We start from the raw sequence: 22,386 nt of genomic DNA, 5'->3' as shown, positions 1-22,386 counted from the left end.
GGAGAGGTTGAGAGTTTCTACCCGCCCACCCAAATCGGGAGCGACTTCGCAATTCAAGCCCCTCACCCCCTCTCGCATAAAACAAGCGATATAGAGAAACAAAGAAATATTCGTGAGAACACGACTCTAAGGAATAGGGAATCTAAGGTGGAGATTCTAGGAAACATAGAATCTAAAGCAGATTCAGAAAAATTTACAGAATCTCACACAGATTCAGAATCTAGAAAAAGTCTAGATTCTAGATTCAAAGTTTTAGGACTAGATTCAGAATTTAACCCCACAGAATCTAAGGCATTTACAGAATCTAGCCCGAGAGATTCACAAATAATTACAGAATCTAGCCCCACAGCGCAAGAGTTAAAAAGCACAAAAACAAGCCAAGCCACAATAACAGACATCAATCCCAAAGACTTAGCACAGGGCGACATCATAGTCTTGTATGCTGGCGAAATGCTGCCCTGTGATAGCGTGCTATTAGAGGAGAATGCGAGCTTTGACACCGCAGCTATCAGCGGCGAGTCCCTCCCTGTGGAATGCAAAAAGGGCGAGGAAATCCTAAGCGGCTCTATCGCGCTAAATAAAGCCATAAAGCTCCAAGTCCTGCGCCCCTTTGCCAAAAGCCAAATCGCCCAAATCGCTGATTTGATAGCCTCTGCCACCCTGCAAAAATCCCCTACCGAAAACTTCATCACCACCTTTGCGCGCTACTACACGCCCATAGTCTTTGCCTTTGCCCTAGCTCTCGCGCTTATCCCGCCCCTAGTCTTTGCCCAAAGTTTTGAGGAATGGGTGTATCGCGCGCTTGTGGTGCTTATGGTGAGCTGCCCGTGCGCGCTTGTAGTCTCTGTGCCTATTGGCTACTTTGGGGGATTAGCCGCAGCAGCCAAACGCGGCGCACTCATAAAGGGCTCAAACTACCTAGAAGCCCTAAGCAAGCTCTCTACCATAGCCTTTGACAAGACGGGGACGCTGACAAAGGGCGCGTTTGAAGTAGTGGATGTGTGCCCAAGTGAGGGCTTTAGCAAAGATGAGGTGCTCTTCTATGCGCTGTGTGCGCAAAATCTCTCTAACCACCCCATAGCCAAATCCATACGACAAGCCTATCAGAATCTAGCCCACACACACGCTATCAGTGAATACGAGGAGCTATCGGGCTTGGGCGTGCGCGCTGTGTGTGATAACCACGAGATACTTGCGGGCAATGACAAAATCCTCCATACCTTTGGCATCGCGCATAATACCTGCTATGTGCAAGGGAGCGTGGTGCATATCGCACGCGATAGGCAGTATCTAGGCTATATCCTCATCGCCGATGCGCTTAAAGCGCAAGCCCCCGAGGTTGTGGAGAGCTTGCGCGATCTGGGCGTGGATTCTCTCATACTTAGTGGCGATGGGGAATACCCTTGCAGGATGGTGGCACAAAAGCTCGGCTGTGAGTATCATCACTCACTTTTGCCTCAAGATAAGGCGCGAATTTTTAGCGAGATAAAGGCGCAAGCTAGCTCTAAAGTGGCGTTTGTGGGCGATGGTATCAATGACGCCCCTACACTTGCGCTTGCTGATGTGGGCGTGGCGATGGGTAGCGGGAGTGGTATAAGCGCGCAAAGTGCTGATGTGATTATCACAAATAATTCCCTCAAAACCCTGCTTAGCACGATACAAATCGCCAAAAAGACAAAGACTATCATCTACCAAAATATCGCTCTAGCTTTGTGGATAAAGGGCGTGTTTATCGTGTTAGGGCTTTTTGGGCTAGCGAGTATTTGGGAAGCAATCTTTGGCGATGTGGGCGTGGCACTGCTCGCACTTGCAAATGCGATGCGGTGCAGTAGGGTATCTTAGGTTTTGCGTTAGTTTTTTGTGCGGGGGAAATGGCTCCTTGGGTAATCATTGCAGAGATTTGGCGAGTTTGGGGCAGCCACTACTGCCCAAAACAGAGCTCCCACCCCCGCACCCGCCAACTCCACAAGCACCACCGCGTTTGTTGCGATAGCACCAACCCACACCTGCACATGACTATTTTTGTTTGCAGTGGTGAGCCCACAGAATCCACGCCACGCCAAGAGGGCAAGCTAAGCGCGGAATGTAAAGAAAATTCAGAATCTAGCCTTTCAGATTCTGAAACACTCACAGAATCCAACTTGATAGATTCAGAATCTAAGGTATTTGCAGAATCTAACACAGGGATTGTGAAAAATTACGGAGATTTTAAACAAACAATCCACGAGATTTTAAAGCACAAAATCTAGCTATGTAGATTCTAAAACACGCGCAAATACAGAATCTAAAGCGATGATTTAACACACAACCTACAATCTGATACACTAGATTCTAGCCCACACAACACATCTTTAGTAGTCTTTTATCAAAATCACTTTATACTTGAAAGTCAATTTTTATATAAGGAGCTTGTATGCTAAAACAACTGATAAAAAAGGCTATCCCAACACCTTTGCTTAACCGCTACTACTACCCATACAGATGGGCGCAGCGCAACTATAAAACACTCACACGCGAGTATAACCAACTCCAAAGTATGCGTGAGTGGAAATGTGTCGGCAAGCACGGAGAGCCACTACCGTGGTACACATATCCTTGTATTGAATATTTGAGTAACTTAAACTTTTCTGAAAAGGAAATTTTGGAGTTCGGGGGGGGGGCAATCATCCCTTTATTGGAGCAAGCGCGTAGCGCATATCACAACCATTGAGAGCGATGAGCAGTGGTTTAAAACCATACAATCCCAGCAAGCTCCTAACCAAACCCTTTATCTCAAAACCGCTCTCAATGGCGATCCACACCAAGACTACGCGCGCTTTGCCCTTCTCTTAGACAAAAAGTTTGATTGTATCATCGTCGATGGTGGCGATATCAATGGAGAGAACACTCGTATGGCTTGCACAAAGGTGGCCGTAGAGATACTCAACTCCCAAGCACAAGAAGGCGCGATGATTATTTTGGATAATGCCGATTGGCACAGAGGCTGTGCGCGAGTGCTGCGCGAGCATGGATTGATAGAGATTGACTTCCATGGGTTTGGACCTATTAATTGCTACACTTGGACGACTTCCATATTCCTTAGCAGAAACTTCAATTTTCAGCCAAATAACGCCTTGCAGCCGCATTATTCTATGGACGCTATCCATCATGAGATTGATTAAACACAACTGAATTTAAGCATTTTTTGCTACAATGCCGGGCTTTAAATTTTTACAAAGGATTGCACAATGTTAGAAGGTATCATTAGAGAGAGTATTTCTAAAGCAGCGGCGAAGGCTTTGCGAAACGATGGTTATCTAATTGCCAACATTTATGGAAAGGGGCAGGAGAATATCCACTGCGCGTTTAAGCTCAATGACTTTATCAAAGAAGTTAGGGCTAAGCAAAACTTGATTTTTCAAGTGAGCATCGGTGGCAAGAGCTATGATGTCGTGGTGCAAGAATACCAAAAAGATCCCGTTACCAGTGTCCTCACGCACGTGGATTTGCTCCTAGCCCAAAAAGGCGTGGTGAGTAAGTTTAAAGTTCCAGTCAAGCCAAAGGGCAACGCTAAAGGACTGAAAAACAAAGGCGTGCTATTCATCTCCACAAAGCGCATTAGCGTAAAATGCACGCCTGAAAATCTGCCAAATGCCTATGAGCTTGATGTGAGCGATTTGGATGTGGGGGATTCTATCCTTGTGCGTGATTTGCCCGAGATTAGTGGCGTGAAAGTGCTTAATAATCAAGATGTCGCCGTGGTGGGTGTGATAAAAGCCAAATAATCCCGCTATGCAGGAGAGCCTCCTCATCGTCGGGCTTGGGAATCCCGGCGAGCGATACGCGCTTACAAGGCATAATATCGGATTTATGATCCTTGATAGCTTTGTGCGCACACACCACCTCACTTGGGAGAGCGAGAAAAAATCCCAAGCCCTCTGCGCGCGCTTTAGTAGTGCGCACTCCTCTGTATTTTGTCTCAAACCCCAGACTTTTATGAATCTCTCCGGACAAAGCGTCGCAGCGTTTTGCAAATACCATACAATAAGCCATATGCTTATTATCCACGATGATTTGGATCTCTCTTTTGGCGCAATGCGTTTCAAGCTGGGTGGCTCAAGCGGCGGGCACAATGGGCTAAAGTCCATAGATTCAATGTGGGGTAGTGAGTATCTGCGTATGCGCTGTGGGATTGGCAAGCCGCCTGCGAGCGAGCATAAGCCAAAGGGGCAGTGCGTGATCGAGTATGTGCTCGGGGAGTTTGGCGCACAAGAGCGCGAGATGGTGGAGCGTATGTGTAGCTATGGCGTGCGGGCGTTGGAGTTTTTTATCGCTAATCCTGCACTTAGCGCGCTGCAAAATGCGTTTAACACAAAGCAAGTGTGAGGGCGCAGGAGCGGGCTTAAAGGTATTATTTAGGGATTTTTTATACAATGCAGGGTTTGTATGAAGCTTAAAGGGAGCCAAAATGTATGAGAATTTTAAGCAAGTGTTGTTTAAGCTGGATGCGGAAAAAGCTCATAGTGTAGCGGAATTTTTCTTACGCAAAGTCGCGCCATTGCCTTTGGTGCAGGATTTGCTAGCGTGGCGGTTTGTCAAGTGCGATGAGCGATTGGCAAATACCCTAGATTCTGTGTATTTCCCCAATCCCGTGGGGATAAGTGCGGGGTTTGATAAAAATGCCACGATGCTAAGGGGGCTAAGCGCGCTTGGGTTTGGCTTCATCGAGGTGGGCACGATCACGCAAGCCCCACAGAGTGGCAACCCAAAGCCGAGATTGTTTCGCTTCCCAAAGGAGCGCAGCCTCCAAAATATGATGGGCTTTAATAATAATGGCGTGAGCAAAATCGCCAAAAGGCTTAAGAGAGCCTATCCGTTTTGCCTCCCCATCGGCGCAAACATAGGTAAAAACAAGATTATCGCTCAAAGCGATTCACTGCAAAATTATGAAAACACATTGCTAGAGTTGCTCGATTTGGCGGATTATTTTGTGTTTAATGTCTCTAGTCCCAATACCCCCAAACTCCGCGATTTGCAAAACAAAACCTTCATCACTTCGCTTTGTAAAATGGCGCGCAGGCACACAAATAAGCCCATATTTGTAAAAATCTCGCCAGATATGCACACCGATGATATGCTTGAGGTTATAGAATCTGCCATTAGGCAGGGCTGTAGCGGCATCATCGCGGCAAACACGAGCATTGACTATAGCCTGCTAAAAGGCGCAAAGCAGGAGGGGGGTATCAGTGGGGAGGCGCTCAAAGAGCGTTCAAGAGAAGTGTTTGCGTGCATTGCCAAGGAATTTTTTGGCAAAACGCTGCTGATTTCCTCTGGTGGCATTGATAGTGCTGATGAAGCGTATGAGCGTATCAAGATGGGGGCGTCGCTCGTGCAAGTTTATACCGGGCTTGTGTATGAGGGTGCTTCACTGCCTAAGCGTATCAATGAGGGGATTTTGGCGCGTATGCAGGCTGATGGCTTTAGCCATATCTCTGAAGCCATAGGCGCAAACCACACTGCCAATTCCCGCACAAGAGATTCAAAACCCACAAAAGATACAGAATCTAAAAAAGCCAAAGCTACAGAATCTCCTAAGACTAAAACAAGCACCAAAGTCGCGGGCACTAGACAAAGCAGAGATTCTAAAGATGCTCCAAAGCCAAAATCCCCCGCCAAACGCACAAAAGCAAGCGATAATGAGGCAAATGCCTAAGATGAAGATTCTAAAAATTTTGTTGCTAGGAGGATTGATGAGTGCGATAAGCTATGCGGGAGCGATACCAAAGCATTATGAACAAAGGCTAGAGAATGGGCTGCAAGTCGTCGTGGTGCCGCTGCCAAACAAAAGCAGCGTGATAGAAGTCGATGTGATCTATAAGGTGGGCAGTCGCAACGAAGTGCGGGGCAAAAGCGGTATTGCGCATATGCTCGAGCACCTCAATTTTAAATCCACTAAAAACCTCAAAGCCGGCGAGTTTGATGAGATTGTCAAGAAGTTTGGCGGGGTGGATAATGCCTTCACAAGCTTTGATTACACAAAATACTATATCAAAACCACCAATAGCAATCTCGACAAGAGCCTAGAGCTCTTTGCCGAAGTGATGGAGAATCTAAGCCTTAAAGATTCAGAATTCCAACCCGAGCGAGATGTGGTAATGCAGGAGCGGCTGTGGCGCACGGACAATAACCCTATGGGGCTTTTGTATTTTACATTTTTTAACACCGCTTTTACGCAGCATTCCTATCATTGGACGCCCATTGGCTTTAGCGAGGATATCAGAGCGTGGAAGCTAGAGGATATCAGGGCGTTTCATAGTGCGTATTATCAGCCACAAAATGCGATTTTGCTCATAACGGGCGATGTGGAGCCCAAAGCAGTGTTTGACGCGGCACAGAAGTATTTTGGCGATATTGCTAATAAGACAGATTCTATCCCGCAAGTGCAGGTTAAAGAGCCTAGGCAAACCGAGCAAAGACGCGTAGTCATCAACAAAGATAGCGAGATAGAATACCTCGCGATGGGCTATAAAATCCCAAATTTTGCGCACAAAGATCAGGTGGCACTAAGCGCGATTAGCAAGATTCTAAGTGGGGGGAGGTCGAGTTTGTTTGAGAGTGAAATCATCGACAAAAAGCACCTTGCCTCTAGCATATCGGCTTATAATATGGAGCTAAAAGATGATGGCGTGTTTTTCATTATGGCGCAAGCCCTCCCAAATGTCAAAGCCCAAACGATCGAAAAAGAGATTTATGCGATTTTGGAGCGTCTTAAGAAAGGACAGATAAGCCCCCAAGAGCTCCAAAAGCTAAAGATTAACACAAAGGCGAGTTTTATCTATGGGTTTGAAGATGCCTCCTCAAGTGCGTATGTGTTTGGGGATTATCTCGCTAGGGGGGATTTGAGCCCATTATTTGCGTATGAAGAGGCGATTAATGAGCTTAGTATCGAGAAAATCGCGCAGGTGGCGCGAAAATACTTTGACAATAAGCAGCTTAGTGTCGTGATTTTGCGCAAATAGGGGGAGTAGCGTGGAGAATACAACAACAATCAGTGGGGCTATGAGCGCGCTTATCACACCTTTTTATCGTGGCAAAGTCGATTTTGGGACTTATGAGAAGCTTTTGCGTCGTCAGATTCACTACGGGATGGATGCGTGCGTGCCGGTGGGTACGACGGGAGAATCTGCCACTCTAAGCCACAAGGAGCATATGGAGTGTATAGAAGTCGCAGTGAGCGTGTGCAAGGGAAGCCGCACCAAAGTGCTCGCAGGAGCGGGGAGTAACGCGACACAAGAAGCCATCGAGCTTGCGCAATTTGCCCAAAAATGCGGTGCCGATGCGATTTTGTGCGTGAGCCCGTATTACAACAAGCCTAGCCAAGAGGGGCTTTATCAGCATTACAAAGCCGTGGCAGATTCTGTAGAGATCCCGCTTATGCTCTATAATGTCCCCGGACGCACGGGCGTGAGTATCGAGACACACACGGCTATACGGCTTTTTGAGAATGTGCCAAATATCTTTGCTATCAAAGAGGCAGCGGGCTCGATGGAGCGTATCATTGAGTTTGCGACAAATACGCCGAGTATGGGGGTTTTTAGCGGCGATGATGCGATTAATTATCCCATTTTAGCCAATGGCGGCAAGGGTGTAATCTCTGTAACAGGCAATCTCCTCCCAAAAGAAATCGCCTCGCTCACGCACCTAGCCCTAAATGGCGATATGAAACAAAGCCAAGCGATAAACAACAAACTCTATCATATCAACAAGGTGCTTTTTTGCGAGAGCAATCCTATCCCTATCAAAGCAGCGATGTATATCAGCGGGCTTTTGCCAAGCCTAGAATACAGGCTGCCACTCCTAGCCCCAAGCAAGGAGAATCTAGCCAAAATTGAGCAAGTCCTCCAAGACTACGAAGTGCAAAGCTAAGGAGTGTGTGAATGAGAATTAATCGTTTTATTTTGCAGTATGTGCTAGGAGCGGTGTGTGTGGCGTGGCTGTTTGTCTCCTATACGCCTTATGATGAATTTTTGGCAAATTGCATACGCGGCGTGGGCGTGGCATTGGTTATCGTGGGTGTGATTGGGCGATTGTATGCCACGATGTTTATCGGCGGTATGAAAAACGCGGGCACAGATGGCAATAGCTTCATAGACTATGGTGCGTATAGTTTATGCCGCAATCCTTTGTATCTCTTTTCTTTTATCGGGTTTCTTGGTATTTTAGCACTCAAAGCCCAGCTTGTGCTCGTGCTCGTGGGTGGATTACTCTTTTTGTGGATTTATCGTATGACGATTTTGGGCGAAGAGGAGTTTTTGGGGCAAAAGTTTGGCGAGAAATACCAGCAGTTTTTGCAAAGCACCTCGCGATTTTTTCCCTCTTTTACGCATTTTTATTGTCCAGAGAAAATCGAAGTGCGCCCTAAGTTTTTTCACAAAGAATTGTGGCGCGCACTGAATTGGTTTGTCGGCGTGGTAGCGATTTTAGCCATTGAGGTTTTGCATAGCTTTGGGGTGCTGCCAAATCTCTACACGATGTATTAGTTTAAAGAAAAGTTTGCTAAAATAGAGGGTTTTAGAACTTCAATAAGTGAGGTATATGATGACAAATGAGCAGAACACAACGGACTTTATGAAAGGCAAGACTTTGGTTATCAGCGGTGCCACGCGCGGCATAGGCAAGGCGATTTTGTATCGCTTTGCACAAAATGGCGTGAATGTGGCTTTTACCTACAACAAAAATGAAGAAGAAGCACAAAAAATCGCCCAAGATATAGAATCTACCTACAAAGTCAAGGCGAGATTCTATCCACTCAATGTGCTAGAGCCAGAGCAATACACCGAGCTTTTTAGTAAGATTGACAATGATTTTGATCGCGTGGATTTTTTTGTATCCAATGCCATTATTTATGGCAAAAGCGTGGCGGGAGGCTTTGCGCCATTTATGCGCTTGCGTCCTAAGGGGCTAAACAACATCTACACTGCCACCGTCCTAGCCTTTGTCGTGGGCGCGCAGGAAGCTGCTAAGAGAATGAAAGAAGTGGGTGGTGGGGCGATCGTCTCGCTTAGCTCCACGGGGAATCTCGTGTATATGCCAAACTACGCAGGGCATGGCAACTCCAAAAATGCGGTAGAAACGATGGTAAAATATGCCGCCGCAGAGCTAGGAGAGTGGGGCATACGCGTCAATGCCGTGAGTGGAGGTCCTATCGACACAGACGCCTTGCGCGCATTTCCAGATTATGCAGAGGTTAAAGCAAAAGTCGAGGAGCAATCCCCGCTTAATCGTATGGGGACGCCACAGGACTTGGCAGGAGCGGCATTTTTTTTATGTGATAGCACGCAGAGTGCGTGGCTCACAGGACAAACAATCGTGATAGATGGCGGCACGACTTTTAAATAAGCATTGTGTGAGATTCTAGGGCTAAAGTAGCGAAGTGTTTTATAAAAACCTCACTCACACGCCAAAGTATGCGACGCTTATCGCGACTTTTACCGCGCTTTGTCTCGCGGTGGGTAAGCTCATCGCAGGGATTGTGAGTGGTTCAGTCGCGGTGCTAGCCAGTGCGATAGATTCACTGCTTGATGTGGGGATTTCTATTTTTAATTTTTTTGCACTCAAAAAATCAGAAAAGCCAGCCAATAGTCGGTTTAATTATGGATTAGGGAAGTTAGAATCTCTAGCGGCTACCTTTGAAGGGCTTGTGATTGCGCTCTCGGGCGTGTATATTTTTTATACTTCGTGTGTGAAGATCATCTCTTCCCACGAGATTGAGAGTTTGCAATACTCGCTAGGTGTGATGATTTTCTCTTTTTGTGCGACATTTTGTCTCGTGTGGTATCTCCAAAAGGTGGCTAAAAGGACTAATTCACAAGTCATCAAAGCCGATGTGATGCACTATAAGGTGGATTTGCTAAGCAATGGCGCAGTTTTGTGCTCCTTGCTTGTGATTAGTATCAGTGGGTTTGATAAGCTCGATGCGATTTTGGGGCTTGTGATTGCTGTGTATATTATGCTCTCAGCCTTTAGGCTCATACGAGAGAGCGTGCTACTGCTGCTTGATAGGGCGATCGATCCCCATATCTTTGCGCGTGTGCAAGAAGTGCTAGCAAACGCGCCTATCACGAGTTACCACGCATTGCGCACTCGTATCGTGGGCAATATCATCTTTGTTGATGTGCATTTGGTGTTTCACCCGGGTATCACACTCCTAGAAGCCCATAGAATCTGCAATACCATAGAGGAGCGTATCCGCGCCCTTGATACGAGCTTGGTGTGGGAGATAAATGCGCATCTCGATCCTTATGACGATTCAGAGTTTGATGTGATTTTACGACAAGGAAAAGAGTAATGGAATTGCTTATTGATTTTTTAGAATCTAGCACATTGTCAGATTCAAAGATTTTCCCTCATCTCAAATGCGATGAGCAAGAAGCACAGATACTCCAAAATCTCCTCAAAAACTACCTTGATGGCGAGAATGTCTGCAATGTCTCGCTGTTTTTGGGTAAATATTATGGCGAGCAGGAGTGCAGGGCTCACTTTGAGCTATTGCCAAAAATCTACAATCTCATCGAGATGGGGTGGATTACGCAGCTAAATTCTGATTACCCTAGCAGTATGCCTATGCTTATGCTAGAGCTTTATAATGAGCGCATTAGCCTCTCGTATAATTTTTTGCGTCTGTTAGAGGGCTATGTCGATGAGAATCTGCCAGAGATTAGTGCCTACACAAGCGATTTAGAATACCTAAAAGATCAGTTTAAGCGCATAGATTTGCTACAAAAAACTAGCCGTATGCGCAAAGATTCTCTCCCCCTATCCAAAAACTCGCTCAAACTTCTTGAGGAGAGAATCTCTGCGCGCGTGAAGCTTACTAAAAAGCCCCTTTTGCTCCTAAAGTTTTTCAAAACCCACAAGCTCAATCAAAAAGAACAAACGATTTTTTTAGCCCTGCTCAAAGAGGAATATTCCCCTAGGAGTGTGGAGAGTGCGCGCGATATCAATGTGCTTATGCGCCTTGTGAGCAATGATGAGTATGAACAAATGGCAAATCTCGAGCTGCTTAGCGAGCACTCCAAGCTCCTTTCAGAAGGTTTGGTGGATTATGATGAATACCTCTCGGGCTTTGGGAATATCGATAAATCCTTTTTTATCCCCGATGAGATTTTGCGCAGTATCAGCAATCCTAGCAAAAGTCAAAAGCGCACCAAAATCACTTTAGAATCTCTAGTAAAAAACCAAGAGATTTTTGAGCTTCTTGCGCCAAAATCATCACTTGATGAAGTGGTGCTAAACCCAAAGACGAAGGAGACGCTCGAGCATATCCTCGCTCAAGTGGATTCTAAGGTGATTGCTCGATTGAATCTATGGGGGATTAAAGAGGGCAAGAGCATTGAAGCTAAGATTTTGTTTTATGGACCGCCGGGCACGGGCAAGACACTAAGTGCAATGGCGTTGGCTAAAAGTCTCAAAAAAGAGGTGCTAAGCTTTGATTGCTCCAAGATTCTCTCGGCGTATGTGGGCGAGAGTGAAAAAAATGTGCGCCTTATTTTTGACACTTACAAGGATATGTGCAAGAAAGTCAAAAGTGAGCCTATTTTGTTTTTGGACGAAGCGGATCAATTTCTCTCATCAAGGGGTGGGGCGCACACGAGCGCGGATAAAATGCACAACCAAATGCAAAATATTTTCTTAGAGCAGATTGAGCGATTTGAGGGGATTTTGATCGCGACGACGAATTTATTAGAAAATTTTGACAAGGCGTTTTCGCGGCGATTTAACTACAAAATCGAGTTTAAACGCCCCGATAAGGAGCAAAGACAAAGGCTATGGGAGCATTTATTGCCCACAAATATCACCTTAGAATCTAGCCGCCAATTGCTTATTACCAAGCTTTGTGGGTATGATTTGAGCGGCGGACAGATAAAGCTCATCGTGCGCAATACCGCCTACAAAGTCGCTACGAGGCAAAAGCCGGTGTTTTTGTTCCAAGATTTTGAAGAAGAAATCAAAAAGGAGCTCAATGCAAACTTTGATAACCAAAAAAGTATGGGTTTTATAAGGGGGTAGGCGATGATAGATATTTATCCAGCGATTGATCTCAAAGATGGCAAGGCAGTGCGCCTCTATAAGGGAGATATGCAGAGTGCGAAGGTGTATGGCGAGGCGTTGGGATTTGCTCAAGAAATCGAGGCGATGGGCGCGCAGTGGCTGCATATCGTGGATCTCAATGGTGCGTTTGCAGGGGAGCCACGCAATAAAGAAGTCATCAAGCAGATTCTCTCTCACACATCGTTAAAAATCGAGCTAGGTGGGGGTATCCGCACACAAGAGCACATCGCACAATACCAAGATCTAGGCGTGGAGCGCATTATCCTCGGATCTGTGGCACTGCAAGATCCCGAGTTTGCCCTCAAGATGGCGGAGAGCTATACAATCGCCATAGGTATCGATGCGCGTGATGGCAAAGTCGCCACGCAAGGTTGGGCAAAGGAAGAGAATGTGGAGGCGAGTGCGTTTGCGGCACGCTTTAAAGGGAGCAAAGTCGATGCGATCATCTGCACGGACATCAATCGCGATGGCGCGCTAAGTGGCATAAATGTGGCATTTACCCAAAGTATCGCGCAGGCAAGTGGAATCTACACAATCGCAAGCGGAGGGTTTGCAGACGCTAGGGAGTTAGAGACTTTAAGTGCTAACCCTCACATCAGTGGCGTTATCATCGGCAAGGCGTTTTATGAGCACAGGATCGACTTGCAAAAGTATATGAAGCCACAAAATGAGTTGGCTTAAAGCAAATATCAAACTTTGTGTGCTAACATTCCGCAATTTTTCCGATATTACCTACTTAATGAAATCAACTAAGGAGAGCACCAGTGAAGTTACTTGTAGTCGATGATAGCTCAACAATGAGAAGAATCATAAAAAACACTCTGCAAAGGTTAGGCTATGAGGATATTTTGGAAGCGGAGCACGGCGTAGAGGCGTGGGGACTACTTGATAGCGTGGAGGGTATCAATGTGCTTATTACGGATTGGAATATGCCCGAGATGAATGGACTTGATTTGGTAAAAAAAGTAAGAAGCGATGAGCGCTACAAAGATATTCCTATCATTATGGTTACCACAGAGGGTGGCAAAGCCGAGGTGATCACCGCGCTCAAAGCCGGTGTGAATAACTACATTGTCAAGCCATTTACTCCGCAAGTGCTCAAAGAAAAGCTCGAGGTGGTTTTGGGTGTGAATGAGGGCTAAAATTTTTTTTAAGAATGCACCACCAAAAGTATTTTGAATATACCATTTACCCAAGCCAAGAGATAGAAATCTTTGCAGATTTTTTATCCTCTTTTATCTCCCGACATTCTGAAGATTCTAGTCTATGCAGTATCGAATATCTCCAAAACAATAGCGCTTTTGACGAAGTGCGTGATCACACACAATGGCACGCCCTCCACACCACATACGACACGCTCCTGCACTCCTCACAACAAACAAAGCTCATAGCCCGTCTCCCGTATGGTATGCGTGAGGCGTTTGTGCGTGAGCTTGGAGAGTTTTGTGAGATTCTAAGCAGTCGGATAGAATCTCAAGTGGGCTGCGTGTATGCGATCGTGCCAAAAGACAACAAAGATTGGATACAAGCCTACAAAGATTCTATCAAACCCGTTGTGTGTGGTAGGTTTTTTATCACTCCATCGTGGGACTTTGCACTAGATTCTGTGGCTAAGCCTAGTCAAGGGCTTATCCCCATTATCATAGATCCCGCCTTTGCCTTTGGCTCGGGACACCACGCAAGCACGGCAATGTGTATGGAGATGCTAAGCACTCTCGCCATAGAGGGCAAAAAAGTGCTTGATGTGGGCTGTGGGAGTGGTATTTTGTCCATAGCGGCTTTTAAGCTCGGCGCGGAAGTGTATGCGTGCGATACAGATGCGTTAAGTATTGCAGAGAGTGAGAAAAACCTCGCGCGCAATAACGCACAGGTATGCGAGATTTGGGAGGGCAGCATAGGGGGCGTCAGGGAGGATTTAATTTTTGATGTTATAGTGGCAAACATTCTAGCCTTTACCCTAAAAGCTTTGTATAGGGACTTTGTGCGATATCTTGCCCCGGGTGGGATTTTAATCCTCTCGGGGATTTTGGATATTTACAAAGACGATGTGCTAGAGACATTTTTAGAGGGTTTTACTCTCATAGAATCTAGCGCGCGTGATGAGTGGGTGGCACTCACACTACAAAAACGCATTGACTAAGATTGCATTTCTAAAGGAGCATACAAAATGACAGAAAACCAAAACAATAACAACAAAAAAACACCTTTTAAGCAAAATCCATTTTTGACTTTTGCCCTTTTGGTGATTGGGGTTATGATCGTATTCAAGCTCTTTTCACCCACAGGGGATATCCTAAGCGATAGGCTAAGTGGTAATGTCGTAAGCAAAGAAGTGAGCTACTATGAGCTCAAGCAGCTTATCCAAAACAAAGAAGTAGATTCTGTAAGTATCGGGCAGACTATCATACGCGCAGTCTCTAGCAGCGGCTCGCCAAAGATTCTCTACACTGCCAAGCGCGTGGCAGATCCTAATCTCACGACTCTCCTTGATGAAAGGCAAATCGAATATAGCGGATTTAGTGAATCCAACTTTTTTACAGATATGATTAATATGCTTTTGCCCATTTTCATCATCATCGCCATTTGGCTTTTTATCGCTAGCAGAATGCAAAAATCTATGAGTGGAGGTATGTTTGGCATAGGCAGCTCCAAAAAACTCGTCAATGCTGAAAAACCAAATGTAACCTTTGATGATATGGCGGGTAATGAAGAGGCAAAGGAAGAAGTCGTAGAAATCGTGGATTTTTTGAAATACCCCGAGCGATACGCGGCAGTGGGTGCGAAAATCCCTAAAGGCGTGCTTTTGGTAGGACCTCCGGGCACGGGCAAAACTTTGCTTGCTAAGGCAGTGGCGGGCGAGGCAAATGTGCCGTTTTTCTCGATGAGTGGAAGTAGCTTTATAGAGATGTTTGTGGGGCTTGGGGCTAGCAGGGTGCGCGATTTGTTTGAGATGGCAAAGAAAGAGGCACCTAGTATTATCTTTATCGATGAGATTGATGCGATTGGAAAATCTCGTGCGGCAGGGAGTATGGTGGGTGGCAACGATGAGCGAGAGCAGACGCTCAATCAGCTCTTAGCCGAAATGGATGGGTTTGGGAGTGAAAATGCCCCTGTGATCGTCCTCGCTGCGACAAATAGACCAGAGATTCTCGATCCTGCGCTTTTGCGCCCAGGGCGATTTGATAGGCAAGTGCTTGTCGATGCGCCGGATTTTAAGGGGCGCGTGGAGATTCTCAAAGTCCATATCAAAAGCGTGAAGCTCGCGCGTGATGTGGATTTGCAAGAGATTGCGAAATTTACCGCAGGGCTTGCGGGTGCGGATTTAGCAAATATCGTCAATGAAGCCGCACTGCTAGCCGGACGCGAAAACAAAAAAGAAGTCTCCCAAAAGCACTTCAAAGAGGCGATGGAGCGCACAATGATAGGACTAGAGAAAAAATCTCGCTCCATCTCGCCAAAAGAGAAGAAAATCGTAGCCTATCACGAGAGTGGGCACGCGCTAATGGGTGAGCTCACAAAGGGTGCGCATAGGGTGAATAAAGTCTCGATTATCCCGCGTGGTATGGGTGCGCTTGGCTACACACTGCATACACCAGAGGAAAACCGCAATCTCGAGCAACGATACGAGATGCTAGCCCAGATTGATGTGTTGCTTGGTGGGCGCGCTGCCGAGGAAGTGTTTTTGCAAGAGATCTCTAATGGCGCGTCCGATGATTTGCGTCGTGCCACGGGGATTTTGAAAAATATGATCGTGTATTATGGAATGACGGATGTCAGCGGGCTTATGGTGCTTGAGGACTTTACGCGTAGGAGCAATTTTTTGGGTGGCGGAATGAGTAGTCGTGAGTTTAGCGAGGAAACCGCACAAAAAATGGATAACTACATACGCACAATGCTAGAAGAGCGTTTTGAGCACGTCAAAAAGACTTTGCGCGAGTATGCTCCAGCGATTGAGAGTATGGTAGCCGAGCTGCTAGAAAAAGAGGTGATTGATGGTAGCAGGGTGCGTGAAATCATAGAATCTTATGAAAAAGAGCACAATATGGCTTCACGCCTAATCCCCATAGAAGAAGAGAACTAGAGATAGAATCTAGCTAAAAGGAGGGTATTATGAACGCAAACATTCAAATCATCGCCAAAGAAGGTTGGCTAGGTGCGAGTGTGTGGGCACTTGTGTTTTTGATAAGTGCGTATTTTGAGCTTGGGATTCTCACATTTATCATATTTTTGGGGCTAGTGTTTTGGCTCTATATGTTTCGCAATCCCGAGAGAATCGAGGATTTGGATTCTACAAGTTTCGCAGCACCCATAGATGGGATTGTCAAAAGCATTGATATCCTTGAAGATAGTGTGTGTGTGCAGATACAGACGCGTTGCTATGATATAGGCGTGATACGCGCCCCTAGAGATATAGCACAATCTAAGCTTACTACCAAAAGCGGACTAAATCTCTTTTTTGCCAATGATGAGAAAAAACGCCTGCTTAATACCTCCTTTAGTCTATCGTGGCAAGATGGGAGTGAAGTGTATCGTATGGAGTTTTTCCCAGAATTTTTCAACACCTCACATATCTATGCCACTTCAGAGCTTGGCATAGGCGATCGTTGTGGATTTATGAAAGTCGGACTGACAAAAATCTATCTTCCCAAAACCCTTGAACTCAAAGCGAGCGTGGGCGACAAAGTCTATGCGTGTGAAAGCGTGATAGGGTATAGTAAATGAAAATAAGCCCGCTTTTTATCCTACCCAATCTTTTTACCGCTGGTAGCATATTTTTGGGTATTTTGAGCATTGTTGCGGCTTCAAACGATAGATTCATACCGGCGTGTTGGCTCATCGTGATTTCGATGATATTAGATGGGCTAGATGGGCGCGTGGCACGCCTTACCAATACTTCTAGCAAGTTTGGCGTGGAGTTTGACTCACTCGCAGATATCGTGGCATTTGGTGTGGCACCAGCAATGCTCTTATTTTTTTACGCAGGAGAATCGTATGGACGCATCGGGCAGGTTGTCTCTGCGCTTTTTGTGATTTTTGGGGCGATTCGCCTCGCGCGCTTTAATATCACGACTTCTAATGAACCAAATTTTTTCATAGGACTGCCAATCCCCTCCGCAGCGATTTTTATCGTGCTGTGGATTCTCATTGATTTGGATTATTCCCTCTTTGCCACTTCAATGCTGCCATTGCTCATAGGGGCGTTTGTCGTGGGGATTTTGATGGTGAGCAATATCCGCTATCCGAGCTTTAAAAAAATGCAATGGAATCTCAAGTCTTTTATTATCCTTGTCATTTTGCTTGGCATTATTTTTGTCTATCCGCCAGAGGCACTTTGCGCACTTATAAGCGGCTATGTGCTCTATGGCATAGCGCGTTGGGTGGTGCTCTTTGCTAAGATTGTGTGCAGGGTAGAAAAACACAAAAATTAGAGATTGAAAGGAGCAGATAATGTTTGAATCTTTTCCTAAAACAAGAAATCCCTTGCCTTTGGAATATCAAAGGATTTATGAGCAAATGTATAAAGACAATCGAAGTGGCAACACATCTGCCACGAGTTTGGCACAAAAAATGGAGCGGTGGCTTCATCATAAGGTGGCTAGTGACATTTATGGTATTAGCGGATACAAAACATTAGAGATTGGTGCAGGGACACTCAATCAAATTGCTTATGAGAAAAATTTGGATCACTACGATGTGATTGAGCCTTTTGAGGCTTTGTATAAGGATTCTCCAAACTTATGCCATATCCGCAAAGTGTATCGTGATATTGCTGAAGTGGTGGAAGCATGCGGTGTTTGCTTAGCCAACTCTCGGGGGGGGGGGATTATATGATAGAATCCTCTCGTGTGCAGTTTTAGAACATATTTTGGATTTGCCCACACTGCTTGCGTATTCTTGCTTATTATTGGCGGATGATGGTGTGTTTTCTGCTTCTATACCATCGCAAGGCAGGTTTTTATGGACATTGGGATATAGGGCAACAACCGGACTTGAGTTTAGACTAAAATATAAACTTGATTATGATGTGATTATGCATTATGAGCATGTGAATACGCAGCAAGAAATTATCGAAGCGTGTAGGTATTTTTTTAGTGATGTCAAAAAGTCGCTTTTTGGTATAAGCGATGAGCTATCCTTATACACGCATTTATCGTGTCGGAAACCAAACGAGCAAAGAGCCTTAGAGTTTTTGAGGACTAAGGCTTAGATAAGAATAAGCACAAAGAGAGAGAGTATCATAACCTTGCACAAAGTTTTCCTACTATACAATACGCCAAATTTTCCGACGGAGCGATTATGCTAAGCTATAAAGATTCTGGAGTGGATATAGATGAGGGCAATGCCCTTGTAGATGGGCTCAAACCCTTGGTGCAGAGCACATTTGATGCAAATGTTATCGGCGGGATTGGCTCGTTTGCCGGCGCGTATGCGATGCCTAGTGGGTATAGGCAGCCTGTGATTTTGGGTGCGACGGATGGCGTGGGCACAAAGCTACGACTTGCTATAGATTCAGATATTTTAGAGAGTGTGGGGATAGATCTCGTGGCGATGTGTGCCAATGATCTCATTTGCAATTTTGCCACACCGATATTTTTCCTCGACTACTACGCCACGGGCAAGCTCGACAAATCTAGTGCATTGCGCGTGATAGAGGGCATTGTGGAGGGTTGCAAACTCGCACAATGCGCGCTCATAGGTGGCGAGAGTGCTGAAATGCCCGGAATGTATGCTCCCAAAGACTTCGATCTCGCTGGGTTTGCAGTAGGCATAGCCGAGAGAGAGGATTTGGAGCGTGTAAGCAGTGTGCAAGCAGGCGATGTGCTCATCGCACTGCCCTCTAGTGGATTGCACTCTAATGGCTACTCGCTCGTGCGCAAGGTGCTAGAGCGCGCCAATCTCACGCTAGATTCAGTGTTTGAGGGAATGCCATTGTCTAAGACGCTTCTTACTCCCACTAGAATCTATGTCAAGACTTTTTTGGAGCTAAAAAATCATATCAAAGCCCTTGCGCACATTACCGGAGGCGGTATCGTGGAAAATCTCCCGCGCGCGCTTCCTAAGGGACTTGGAGCGTCTATACAAAAATCCGCCATCAAAGCCCCGCCTATTTTTGGGCTATTGCAGCAGTATGTGAGCGAGGAGGAGTGCTTTAGGACATTTAATATGGGTGTTGGAATGATTTTTGTAGTAGATGCCAAGAATGCCGATTTTGTCATTGAAAAAAGTGGGGGATATGCGCTAGGGCGCGTAGATTCTCAAGGTGGCGTGAGGCTGCAGTAATTTATACTAATGGAGCGGAGTTTGCCATTAAAATTCTTTTTTAAATTGTATTTTATCCCTGCGCTTATCGTGGTGGTGGGGATTTGCCTGTATTTTTTTGTGTTTGTAGAGATTAAAGATAAGCGCGTGCCGCATTTTCACACATATCGCCAAAGCCCTACTACAGAAACTACGCAAGCTGATACAAAAAATCTCCTAGCATCGCGAGATTCTCAAAATCCTATCATCGTAGTGGAGGAATCTAAGCCAGAGATTGTGTTTGAGGGGGATTTTTCAGAATCTCCCGCACAAGAAGATTTGCTTAAGGATACCGCACAAGAAACTCCAAGCACCCCTCAAGTTTCCCCCGCGCCAAAGGCTCTCCCAGAGCCTCATTATGTCTATGTCAATGTCCGAAGTGCCAACATCCGCACGCTCCCTAGCACTGATGGCAAGGTGCTACATCGTGCCAATAGCGGCGCGCGCCTCACGCTGATACAGGCATTGCCACAGAGTGATTGGAGTGAAGTGGAGATATCTCCGGGGCTTCGGGGCTACATCGCTTCATACTTGCTAAGTGATCAATCGCCGCAGTCTGATATACATCAAGTTATCGTGAGATCTGCCAATATCCGCGCCCTCCCTAGCTCGGATGCGCCTATCATAACGGCGGTTGGGTTTAATCACAATGTGCGCGTGCTCCAAGACGATGGGCAATGGAGCAAAGTCCTCCTAGAGAGCGGACAAGAGGGCTATATCGCCTCTCGTTTGTTAAAAAAGTAATGCAGCAGTTTTGTGTCTTTGGCAACCCTATTGCGCATTCCAAATCCCCGCTTTTGCACAATGCCACTTTTGCCTCACTAGGTTTTGAGGCGCGCTATGGTAGGCACTTGCTTAGTGAATCTAGCGCACTTGCCCACACATTTTTTGCGCTAAAGCTCCAAGGGGCAAATATTACCGTGCCCTTTAAAGAAGCAGCATTTGCCCAAAGCGATGAGGTGCGGGGGATTGCCAAAGAGATTGGGGCAGTCAATACTTGGGTGCTAGAGCGAGATAGGATTATCGGCTACAATACCGACGCACAGGGGTTTTTTATGTGTGTGCAGGGGTGGGATATGCGCACTGCGCTCATCATCGGTGCGGGTGGCTCGGCAAAAGCCCTAGCCTTTATCCTGCGCCAAAATGGCATCACCACTCATCTTTTAAACCGCTCTAGTGGGCGATTGCAGGAGTTTGCGCGCAATGGCTTTGCGTGCTTTACACTAGATGAGTTTGATAGCACACACGCCTACGATATAGTGATAAACACCACGCCAGCGGGGCTTAGCGATGAATCCCTGCCTTTAGAATCCACAAGGCTGTGTGAGATTCTCTCCCGTGCGCGTTATGGCTTTGATCTCATCTATGGTAAGCGCACGCCATTTTTGCAACTCGCACAGAATCTGGGCTTGCAAACCTCCGATGGTGCGCAAATGCTCATCAATCAAGCCGCCCTAAGCAGCGAGCTTTTTAGCTTTGGGGCGATTGGCTTTAAAGACGCGCTTAAGTGTATGAACGCGCTAGGATTGTAGCGCGCTCTGTGCGCTCATCGCTGAAAAAAGCGCGAATACAAGCTCTCTAGTCCCTTGGTGCGTAACTGCCGAGATGGGCAGGATAAAGTGCGGTTTGCACGCGCGTGCTGCGCAAAGGGCGCGGAGTGAATCTAGCGTGGGTGCTTGCACATCGCATTTACTAAGGACAATCCCAAAATCCCGCCCACTTAGCGTGGGGGAAAAATTCCCTAGCTCCTTTGCTAGATTCTCAAACTGCGTGCAAATATCCATATCCCGCGCGCTATCAAGCACAAAGAGCAGAAACTTCGTGCGTTCAATGTGCTTTAGGAATTTGAGCCCTAGCCCCCTGCCCTCACTCGCACCCTCGATAATCCCCGGGATATCCGCCATCACAAAGGAATGCAGCTCATCGACTTCCACAACCCCCAAATGTGGCGTGAGGGTGGTAAATTCATAATCAGCGATTTCTGGCTTGGCGTTTGAGAGCGTGGAGATGAGTGTGGATTTGCCCACATTTGGGTAGCCTACAAGCCCCACATCGGCGATGAGCTTGAGTTCTAGGCGGATATGGAGATTCTTGCCCGCGATACCCTTTTGCGCGTGCGTGGGTGCTTGGTTGCGAGCGGTTTTAAATCGTGCGTTGCCTAGCCCGCCTTTGCCGCCTTCAAGGAGCTTAATGCGCATTGTATCCTCACTAAAATCTGCTAATACCACTCCGCTTTCAAAATCTAGAATCTGCGTGCCTAGCGGGACTTTGATGATGAGGTTTTCGCCACTTTTGCCGGTGCAGTGCTTGGGCGCGCCGTTTGCGCCATTTTGGGCTTTGTAGTGTTTTTTGCCGCGGAAGTTCGCTAGGGTGTGTGCGTTAGAATCCACCTCGATAATCACATCGCCGCCTTTGCCCCCATCGCCCCCATCAGGTCCGCCCTGTATGACAAACTTCTCGCGCAAAAAGCTCACCGCGCCCGCTCCACCATTGCCCGAAGATACGAAAATATCGGCACTATCGACAAACATTACTTGCCTTTTTGTTGGGGGTTTAGGACATTTGTGATTTGCTGGATCATCGTTGGGAGGTGCTTTTGCATAATGCCAAAAACGATTTTTTGGGTTTGCTCTTGCATAGGTAGGAGGTTGGCTGCGAGCTTTTTGCCCACAGGCGTGCGATAAAATGCGATGATATCTCGGAGCTCAGATTCACTAAAATACCTTTGGTAGAGGGCTTGGATTTGGGGCAGGGATTCTGTAATGGTGGCTTTGGTGGTGTTGGCGATGATTGTGTAGAGTGTTTGCTTTTGGGATTTGGTTAGGTTGGCATTCTCCGGTAGAGAATCCCCCACTATGCGCGCTATGTATTCTGTGCTTGGTGTCATAAGTTGTTTGGCACCACTTTGCTCCAAAAACTCCATAAAGGTTTCTTCATACGATCCAAAAGCTAGCGAGCACTGCAGGGCGCATAATAAGAGAAGTCTTTTCATCATAA

The 22,386-nt window shown here is 46.4% G+C and carries 25 protein-coding genes and 1 pseudogene; 24 read left to right on the top strand and 2 right to left on the bottom strand.

From position 1 onward, the window contains the following. From ACH2BK_RS04515 to ACH2BK_RS04400, 24 genes and pseudogenes are all read left to right on the top strand, one after another. Window positions 1-1,842, top strand: a 1,842-nt coding sequence (locus ACH2BK_RS04515) for a heavy metal translocating P-type ATPase (RefSeq protein WP_395002254.1), incomplete at its 5' end; no start/stop codon positions are given. Window positions 1,843-2,012: 170 nt separating this feature from the next. Beyond that, on the top strand, window positions 2,013-2,249 hold the full coding sequence (locus ACH2BK_RS04510) for a hypothetical protein (protein WP_395002253.1): 237 nt from the start codon (window positions 2,013-2,015) through the stop codon (window positions 2,247-2,249). Between the two features lie 164 nt (window positions 2,250-2,413). Continuing rightward, window positions 2,414-2,710, top strand: a complete 297-nt coding sequence (locus ACH2BK_RS04505; protein ID WP_395002252.1) for a hypothetical protein — start codon at window positions 2,414-2,416, stop codon at window positions 2,708-2,710. 181 nt (window positions 2,711-2,891) lie between these two features. After that, on the top strand, window positions 2,892-3,161 hold the full coding sequence (locus ACH2BK_RS04500) for a hypothetical protein (RefSeq protein WP_394997541.1): 270 nt from the start codon (window positions 2,892-2,894) through the stop codon (window positions 3,159-3,161). Window positions 3,162-3,227: 66 nt separating this feature from the next. Then, window positions 3,228-3,764, top strand: coding sequence for a 50S ribosomal protein L25/general stress protein Ctc (locus tag ACH2BK_RS04495; RefSeq protein WP_394997542.1), 537 nt, complete (start codon window positions 3,228-3,230; stop codon window positions 3,762-3,764). A 7-nt stretch (window positions 3,765-3,771) separates the two neighbouring features. Further along, window positions 3,772-4,365, top strand: a complete 594-nt coding sequence (gene pth, locus ACH2BK_RS04490; protein WP_394997544.1) for an aminoacyl-tRNA hydrolase — start codon at window positions 3,772-3,774, stop codon at window positions 4,363-4,365. A gap of 82 nt (window positions 4,366-4,447) precedes the next feature. Beyond that, window positions 4,448-5,491, top strand: a pseudogene (locus ACH2BK_RS04485) (quinone-dependent dihydroorotate dehydrogenase); the annotation flags it as partial. A 238-nt stretch (window positions 5,492-5,729) separates the two neighbouring features. Further along, window positions 5,730-6,998, top strand: a complete 1,269-nt coding sequence (locus ACH2BK_RS04480; protein ID WP_395002251.1) for a M16 family metallopeptidase — start codon at window positions 5,730-5,732, stop codon at window positions 6,996-6,998. A 40-nt stretch (window positions 6,999-7,038) separates the two neighbouring features. Further along, window positions 7,039-7,905, top strand: coding sequence for a 4-hydroxy-tetrahydrodipicolinate synthase (gene dapA, locus ACH2BK_RS04475; RefSeq protein WP_394997604.1), 867 nt, complete (start codon window positions 7,039-7,041; stop codon window positions 7,903-7,905). An 11-nt stretch (window positions 7,906-7,916) separates the two neighbouring features. Then, the gene (locus ACH2BK_RS04470; RefSeq protein ID WP_394997548.1) at window positions 7,917-8,519 is read left to right on the top strand and encodes a methyltransferase family protein; all 603 of its coding nucleotides are present in this window, start codon (window positions 7,917-7,919) and stop codon (window positions 8,517-8,519) included. A 58-nt stretch (window positions 8,520-8,577) separates the two neighbouring features. Next, entirely contained in the window at window positions 8,578-9,378 is an 801-nt protein-coding gene (locus ACH2BK_RS04465; RefSeq protein ID WP_394997607.1) for an enoyl-ACP reductase, read from the top strand. A 34-nt stretch (window positions 9,379-9,412) separates the two neighbouring features. Then, window positions 9,413-10,327, top strand: a complete 915-nt coding sequence (locus tag ACH2BK_RS04460; RefSeq protein ID WP_395002250.1) for a cation diffusion facilitator family transporter — start codon at window positions 9,413-9,415, stop codon at window positions 10,325-10,327. Next, window positions 10,327-12,048 (top strand): ATP-binding protein, encoded by a 1,722-nt coding sequence (locus tag ACH2BK_RS04455; protein WP_395002249.1) that lies wholly within the window; start codon window positions 10,327-10,329, stop codon window positions 12,046-12,048. Before ACH2BK_RS04460 ends, ACH2BK_RS04455 begins: the two co-directional genes overlap by 1 nt. Window positions 12,049-12,054: 6 nt before the next feature. Continuing rightward, window positions 12,055-12,771, top strand: coding sequence for a 1-(5-phosphoribosyl)-5-[(5-phosphoribosylamino)methylideneamino]imidazole-4-carboxamide isomerase (hisA, locus tag ACH2BK_RS04450; protein ID WP_395002256.1), 717 nt, complete (start codon window positions 12,055-12,057; stop codon window positions 12,769-12,771). 83 nt (window positions 12,772-12,854) lie between these two features. After that, entirely contained in the window at window positions 12,855-13,232 is a 378-nt protein-coding gene (locus ACH2BK_RS04445) for a chemotaxis response regulator CheY (RefSeq protein ID WP_394997553.1), read from the top strand. A 14-nt stretch (window positions 13,233-13,246) separates the two neighbouring features. Beyond that, window positions 13,247-14,230: a 50S ribosomal protein L11 methyltransferase gene (gene prmA, locus ACH2BK_RS04440; protein ID WP_395002248.1), complete on the top strand. Its 984-nt coding sequence runs from the start codon at window positions 13,247-13,249 to the stop codon at window positions 14,228-14,230. 27 nt (window positions 14,231-14,257) lie between these two features. Further along, complete coding sequence (gene ftsH / locus ACH2BK_RS04435; protein ID WP_394997556.1) at window positions 14,258-16,171, top strand: ATP-dependent zinc metalloprotease FtsH; 1,914 nt, start codon at window positions 14,258-14,260, stop codon at window positions 16,169-16,171. A 29-nt stretch (window positions 16,172-16,200) separates the two neighbouring features. Beyond that, a complete protein-coding gene (locus ACH2BK_RS04430; RefSeq protein WP_395002247.1) occupies window positions 16,201-16,812 on the top strand; it encodes a phosphatidylserine decarboxylase in 612 nt (203 codons plus the stop codon). Further along, window positions 16,809-17,519, top strand: a complete 711-nt coding sequence (gene pssA / locus ACH2BK_RS04425) for a CDP-diacylglycerol--serine O-phosphatidyltransferase (RefSeq protein ID WP_395002246.1) — start codon at window positions 16,809-16,811, stop codon at window positions 17,517-17,519. Before ACH2BK_RS04430 ends, pssA begins: the two co-directional genes overlap by 4 nt. Before the next feature lie 19 nt (window positions 17,520-17,538). Then, complete coding sequence (locus ACH2BK_RS04420; RefSeq protein ID WP_395002245.1) at window positions 17,539-17,922, top strand: hypothetical protein; 384 nt, start codon at window positions 17,539-17,541, stop codon at window positions 17,920-17,922. A gap of 133 nt (window positions 17,923-18,055) precedes the next feature. Next, entirely contained in the window at window positions 18,056-18,298 is a 243-nt protein-coding gene (locus ACH2BK_RS04415; protein ID WP_395002244.1) for a methyltransferase, read from the top strand. A gap of 89 nt (window positions 18,299-18,387) precedes the next feature. Continuing rightward, complete coding sequence (gene purM / locus ACH2BK_RS04410; protein WP_395002243.1) at window positions 18,388-19,371, top strand: phosphoribosylformylglycinamidine cyclo-ligase; 984 nt, start codon at window positions 18,388-18,390, stop codon at window positions 19,369-19,371. Between the two features lie 21 nt (window positions 19,372-19,392). Further along, on the top strand, window positions 19,393-20,133 hold the full coding sequence (locus ACH2BK_RS04405; RefSeq protein WP_395002242.1) for an SH3 domain-containing protein: 741 nt from the start codon (window positions 19,393-19,395) through the stop codon (window positions 20,131-20,133). Then, complete coding sequence (locus ACH2BK_RS04400) at window positions 20,133-20,921, top strand: shikimate dehydrogenase (RefSeq protein WP_394997569.1); 789 nt, start codon at window positions 20,133-20,135, stop codon at window positions 20,919-20,921. The genes ACH2BK_RS04405 and ACH2BK_RS04400 overlap by 1 nt, the downstream gene beginning before the upstream one ends. Here the strand turns inward: ACH2BK_RS04400 and obgE are convergent. Together obgE and ACH2BK_RS04390 are read right to left on the bottom strand one after the other, a co-directional pair. Further along, window positions 20,910-21,920, bottom strand: coding sequence for a GTPase ObgE (obgE, locus tag ACH2BK_RS04395; RefSeq protein ID WP_395002241.1), 1,011 nt, complete (start codon window positions 21,918-21,920; stop codon window positions 20,910-20,912). The two genes, ACH2BK_RS04400 and obgE, sit on opposite strands and share 12 nt — an antisense overlap. Continuing rightward, the gene (locus tag ACH2BK_RS04390) at window positions 21,920-22,381 is read right to left on the bottom strand and encodes a DUF2059 domain-containing protein (protein WP_394997574.1); all 462 of its coding nucleotides are present in this window, start codon (window positions 22,379-22,381) and stop codon (window positions 21,920-21,922) included. Before ACH2BK_RS04390 ends, obgE begins: the two co-directional genes overlap by 1 nt. Window positions 22,382-22,386: the final 5 nt, after the last annotated feature.

The organism is uncultured Helicobacter sp. (genome assembly GCF_949282165.1).
In the GTDB taxonomy this organism is placed as follows: domain Bacteria; phylum Campylobacterota; class Campylobacteria; order Campylobacterales; family Helicobacteraceae; genus Helicobacter_F.
Note: the sequence above shows the minus strand (reverse complement) of the source record. Positions and strands in the feature narration are given on the sequence as shown.

Excerpts from the sequence above, each read along its gene's own strand:
- ACH2BK_RS04455 (WP_395002249.1), top strand. The coding sequence starts at position 10,327 with ATGGAATTGCTTATTGATTTTTTAGAATCTAGCACATTGTCAGATTCA.
- pssA (WP_395002246.1), top strand. The coding sequence starts at position 16,809 with ATGAAAATAAGCCCGCTTTTTATCCTACCCAATCTTTTTACCGCTGGT.
- purM (WP_395002243.1), top strand. The coding sequence starts at position 18,388 with ATGCTAAGCTATAAAGATTCTGGAGTGGATATAGATGAGGGCAATGCC.
- obgE (WP_395002241.1), bottom strand. The coding sequence starts at position 21,920 with ATGTTTGTCGATAGTGCCGATATTTTCGTATCTTCGGGCAATGGTGGA.
- ACH2BK_RS04430 (WP_395002247.1), top strand. The coding sequence starts at position 16,201 with ATGAACGCAAACATTCAAATCATCGCCAAAGAAGGTTGGCTAGGTGCG.
- pth (WP_394997544.1), top strand. The coding sequence starts at position 3,772 with ATGCAGGAGAGCCTCCTCATCGTCGGGCTTGGGAATCCCGGCGAGCGA.
- ACH2BK_RS04420 (WP_395002245.1), top strand. The coding sequence starts at position 17,539 with ATGTTTGAATCTTTTCCTAAAACAAGAAATCCCTTGCCTTTGGAATAT.
- ACH2BK_RS04500 (WP_394997541.1), top strand. The coding sequence starts at position 2,892 with ATGGCTTGCACAAAGGTGGCCGTAGAGATACTCAACTCCCAAGCACAA.
- ACH2BK_RS04510 (WP_395002253.1), top strand. The coding sequence starts at position 2,013 with ATGACTATTTTTGTTTGCAGTGGTGAGCCCACAGAATCCACGCCACGC.
- ACH2BK_RS04495 (WP_394997542.1), top strand. The coding sequence starts at position 3,228 with ATGTTAGAAGGTATCATTAGAGAGAGTATTTCTAAAGCAGCGGCGAAG.
- ACH2BK_RS04400 (WP_394997569.1), top strand. The coding sequence starts at position 20,133 with ATGCAGCAGTTTTGTGTCTTTGGCAACCCTATTGCGCATTCCAAATCC.
- ACH2BK_RS04470 (WP_394997548.1), top strand. The coding sequence starts at position 7,917 with ATGAGAATTAATCGTTTTATTTTGCAGTATGTGCTAGGAGCGGTGTGT.
- ACH2BK_RS04480 (WP_395002251.1), top strand. The coding sequence starts at position 5,730 with ATGAGTGCGATAAGCTATGCGGGAGCGATACCAAAGCATTATGAACAA.
- ACH2BK_RS04505 (WP_395002252.1), top strand. The coding sequence starts at position 2,414 with ATGCTAAAACAACTGATAAAAAAGGCTATCCCAACACCTTTGCTTAAC.
- ACH2BK_RS04465 (WP_394997607.1), top strand. The coding sequence starts at position 8,578 with ATGACAAATGAGCAGAACACAACGGACTTTATGAAAGGCAAGACTTTG.
- prmA (WP_395002248.1), top strand. The coding sequence starts at position 13,247 with ATGCACCACCAAAAGTATTTTGAATATACCATTTACCCAAGCCAAGAG.
- ACH2BK_RS04390 (WP_394997574.1), bottom strand. The coding sequence starts at position 22,381 with ATGAAAAGACTTCTCTTATTATGCGCCCTGCAGTGCTCGCTAGCTTTT.
- dapA (WP_394997604.1), top strand. The coding sequence starts at position 7,039 with ATGAGCGCGCTTATCACACCTTTTTATCGTGGCAAAGTCGATTTTGGG.
- ftsH (WP_394997556.1), top strand. The coding sequence starts at position 14,258 with ATGACAGAAAACCAAAACAATAACAACAAAAAAACACCTTTTAAGCAA.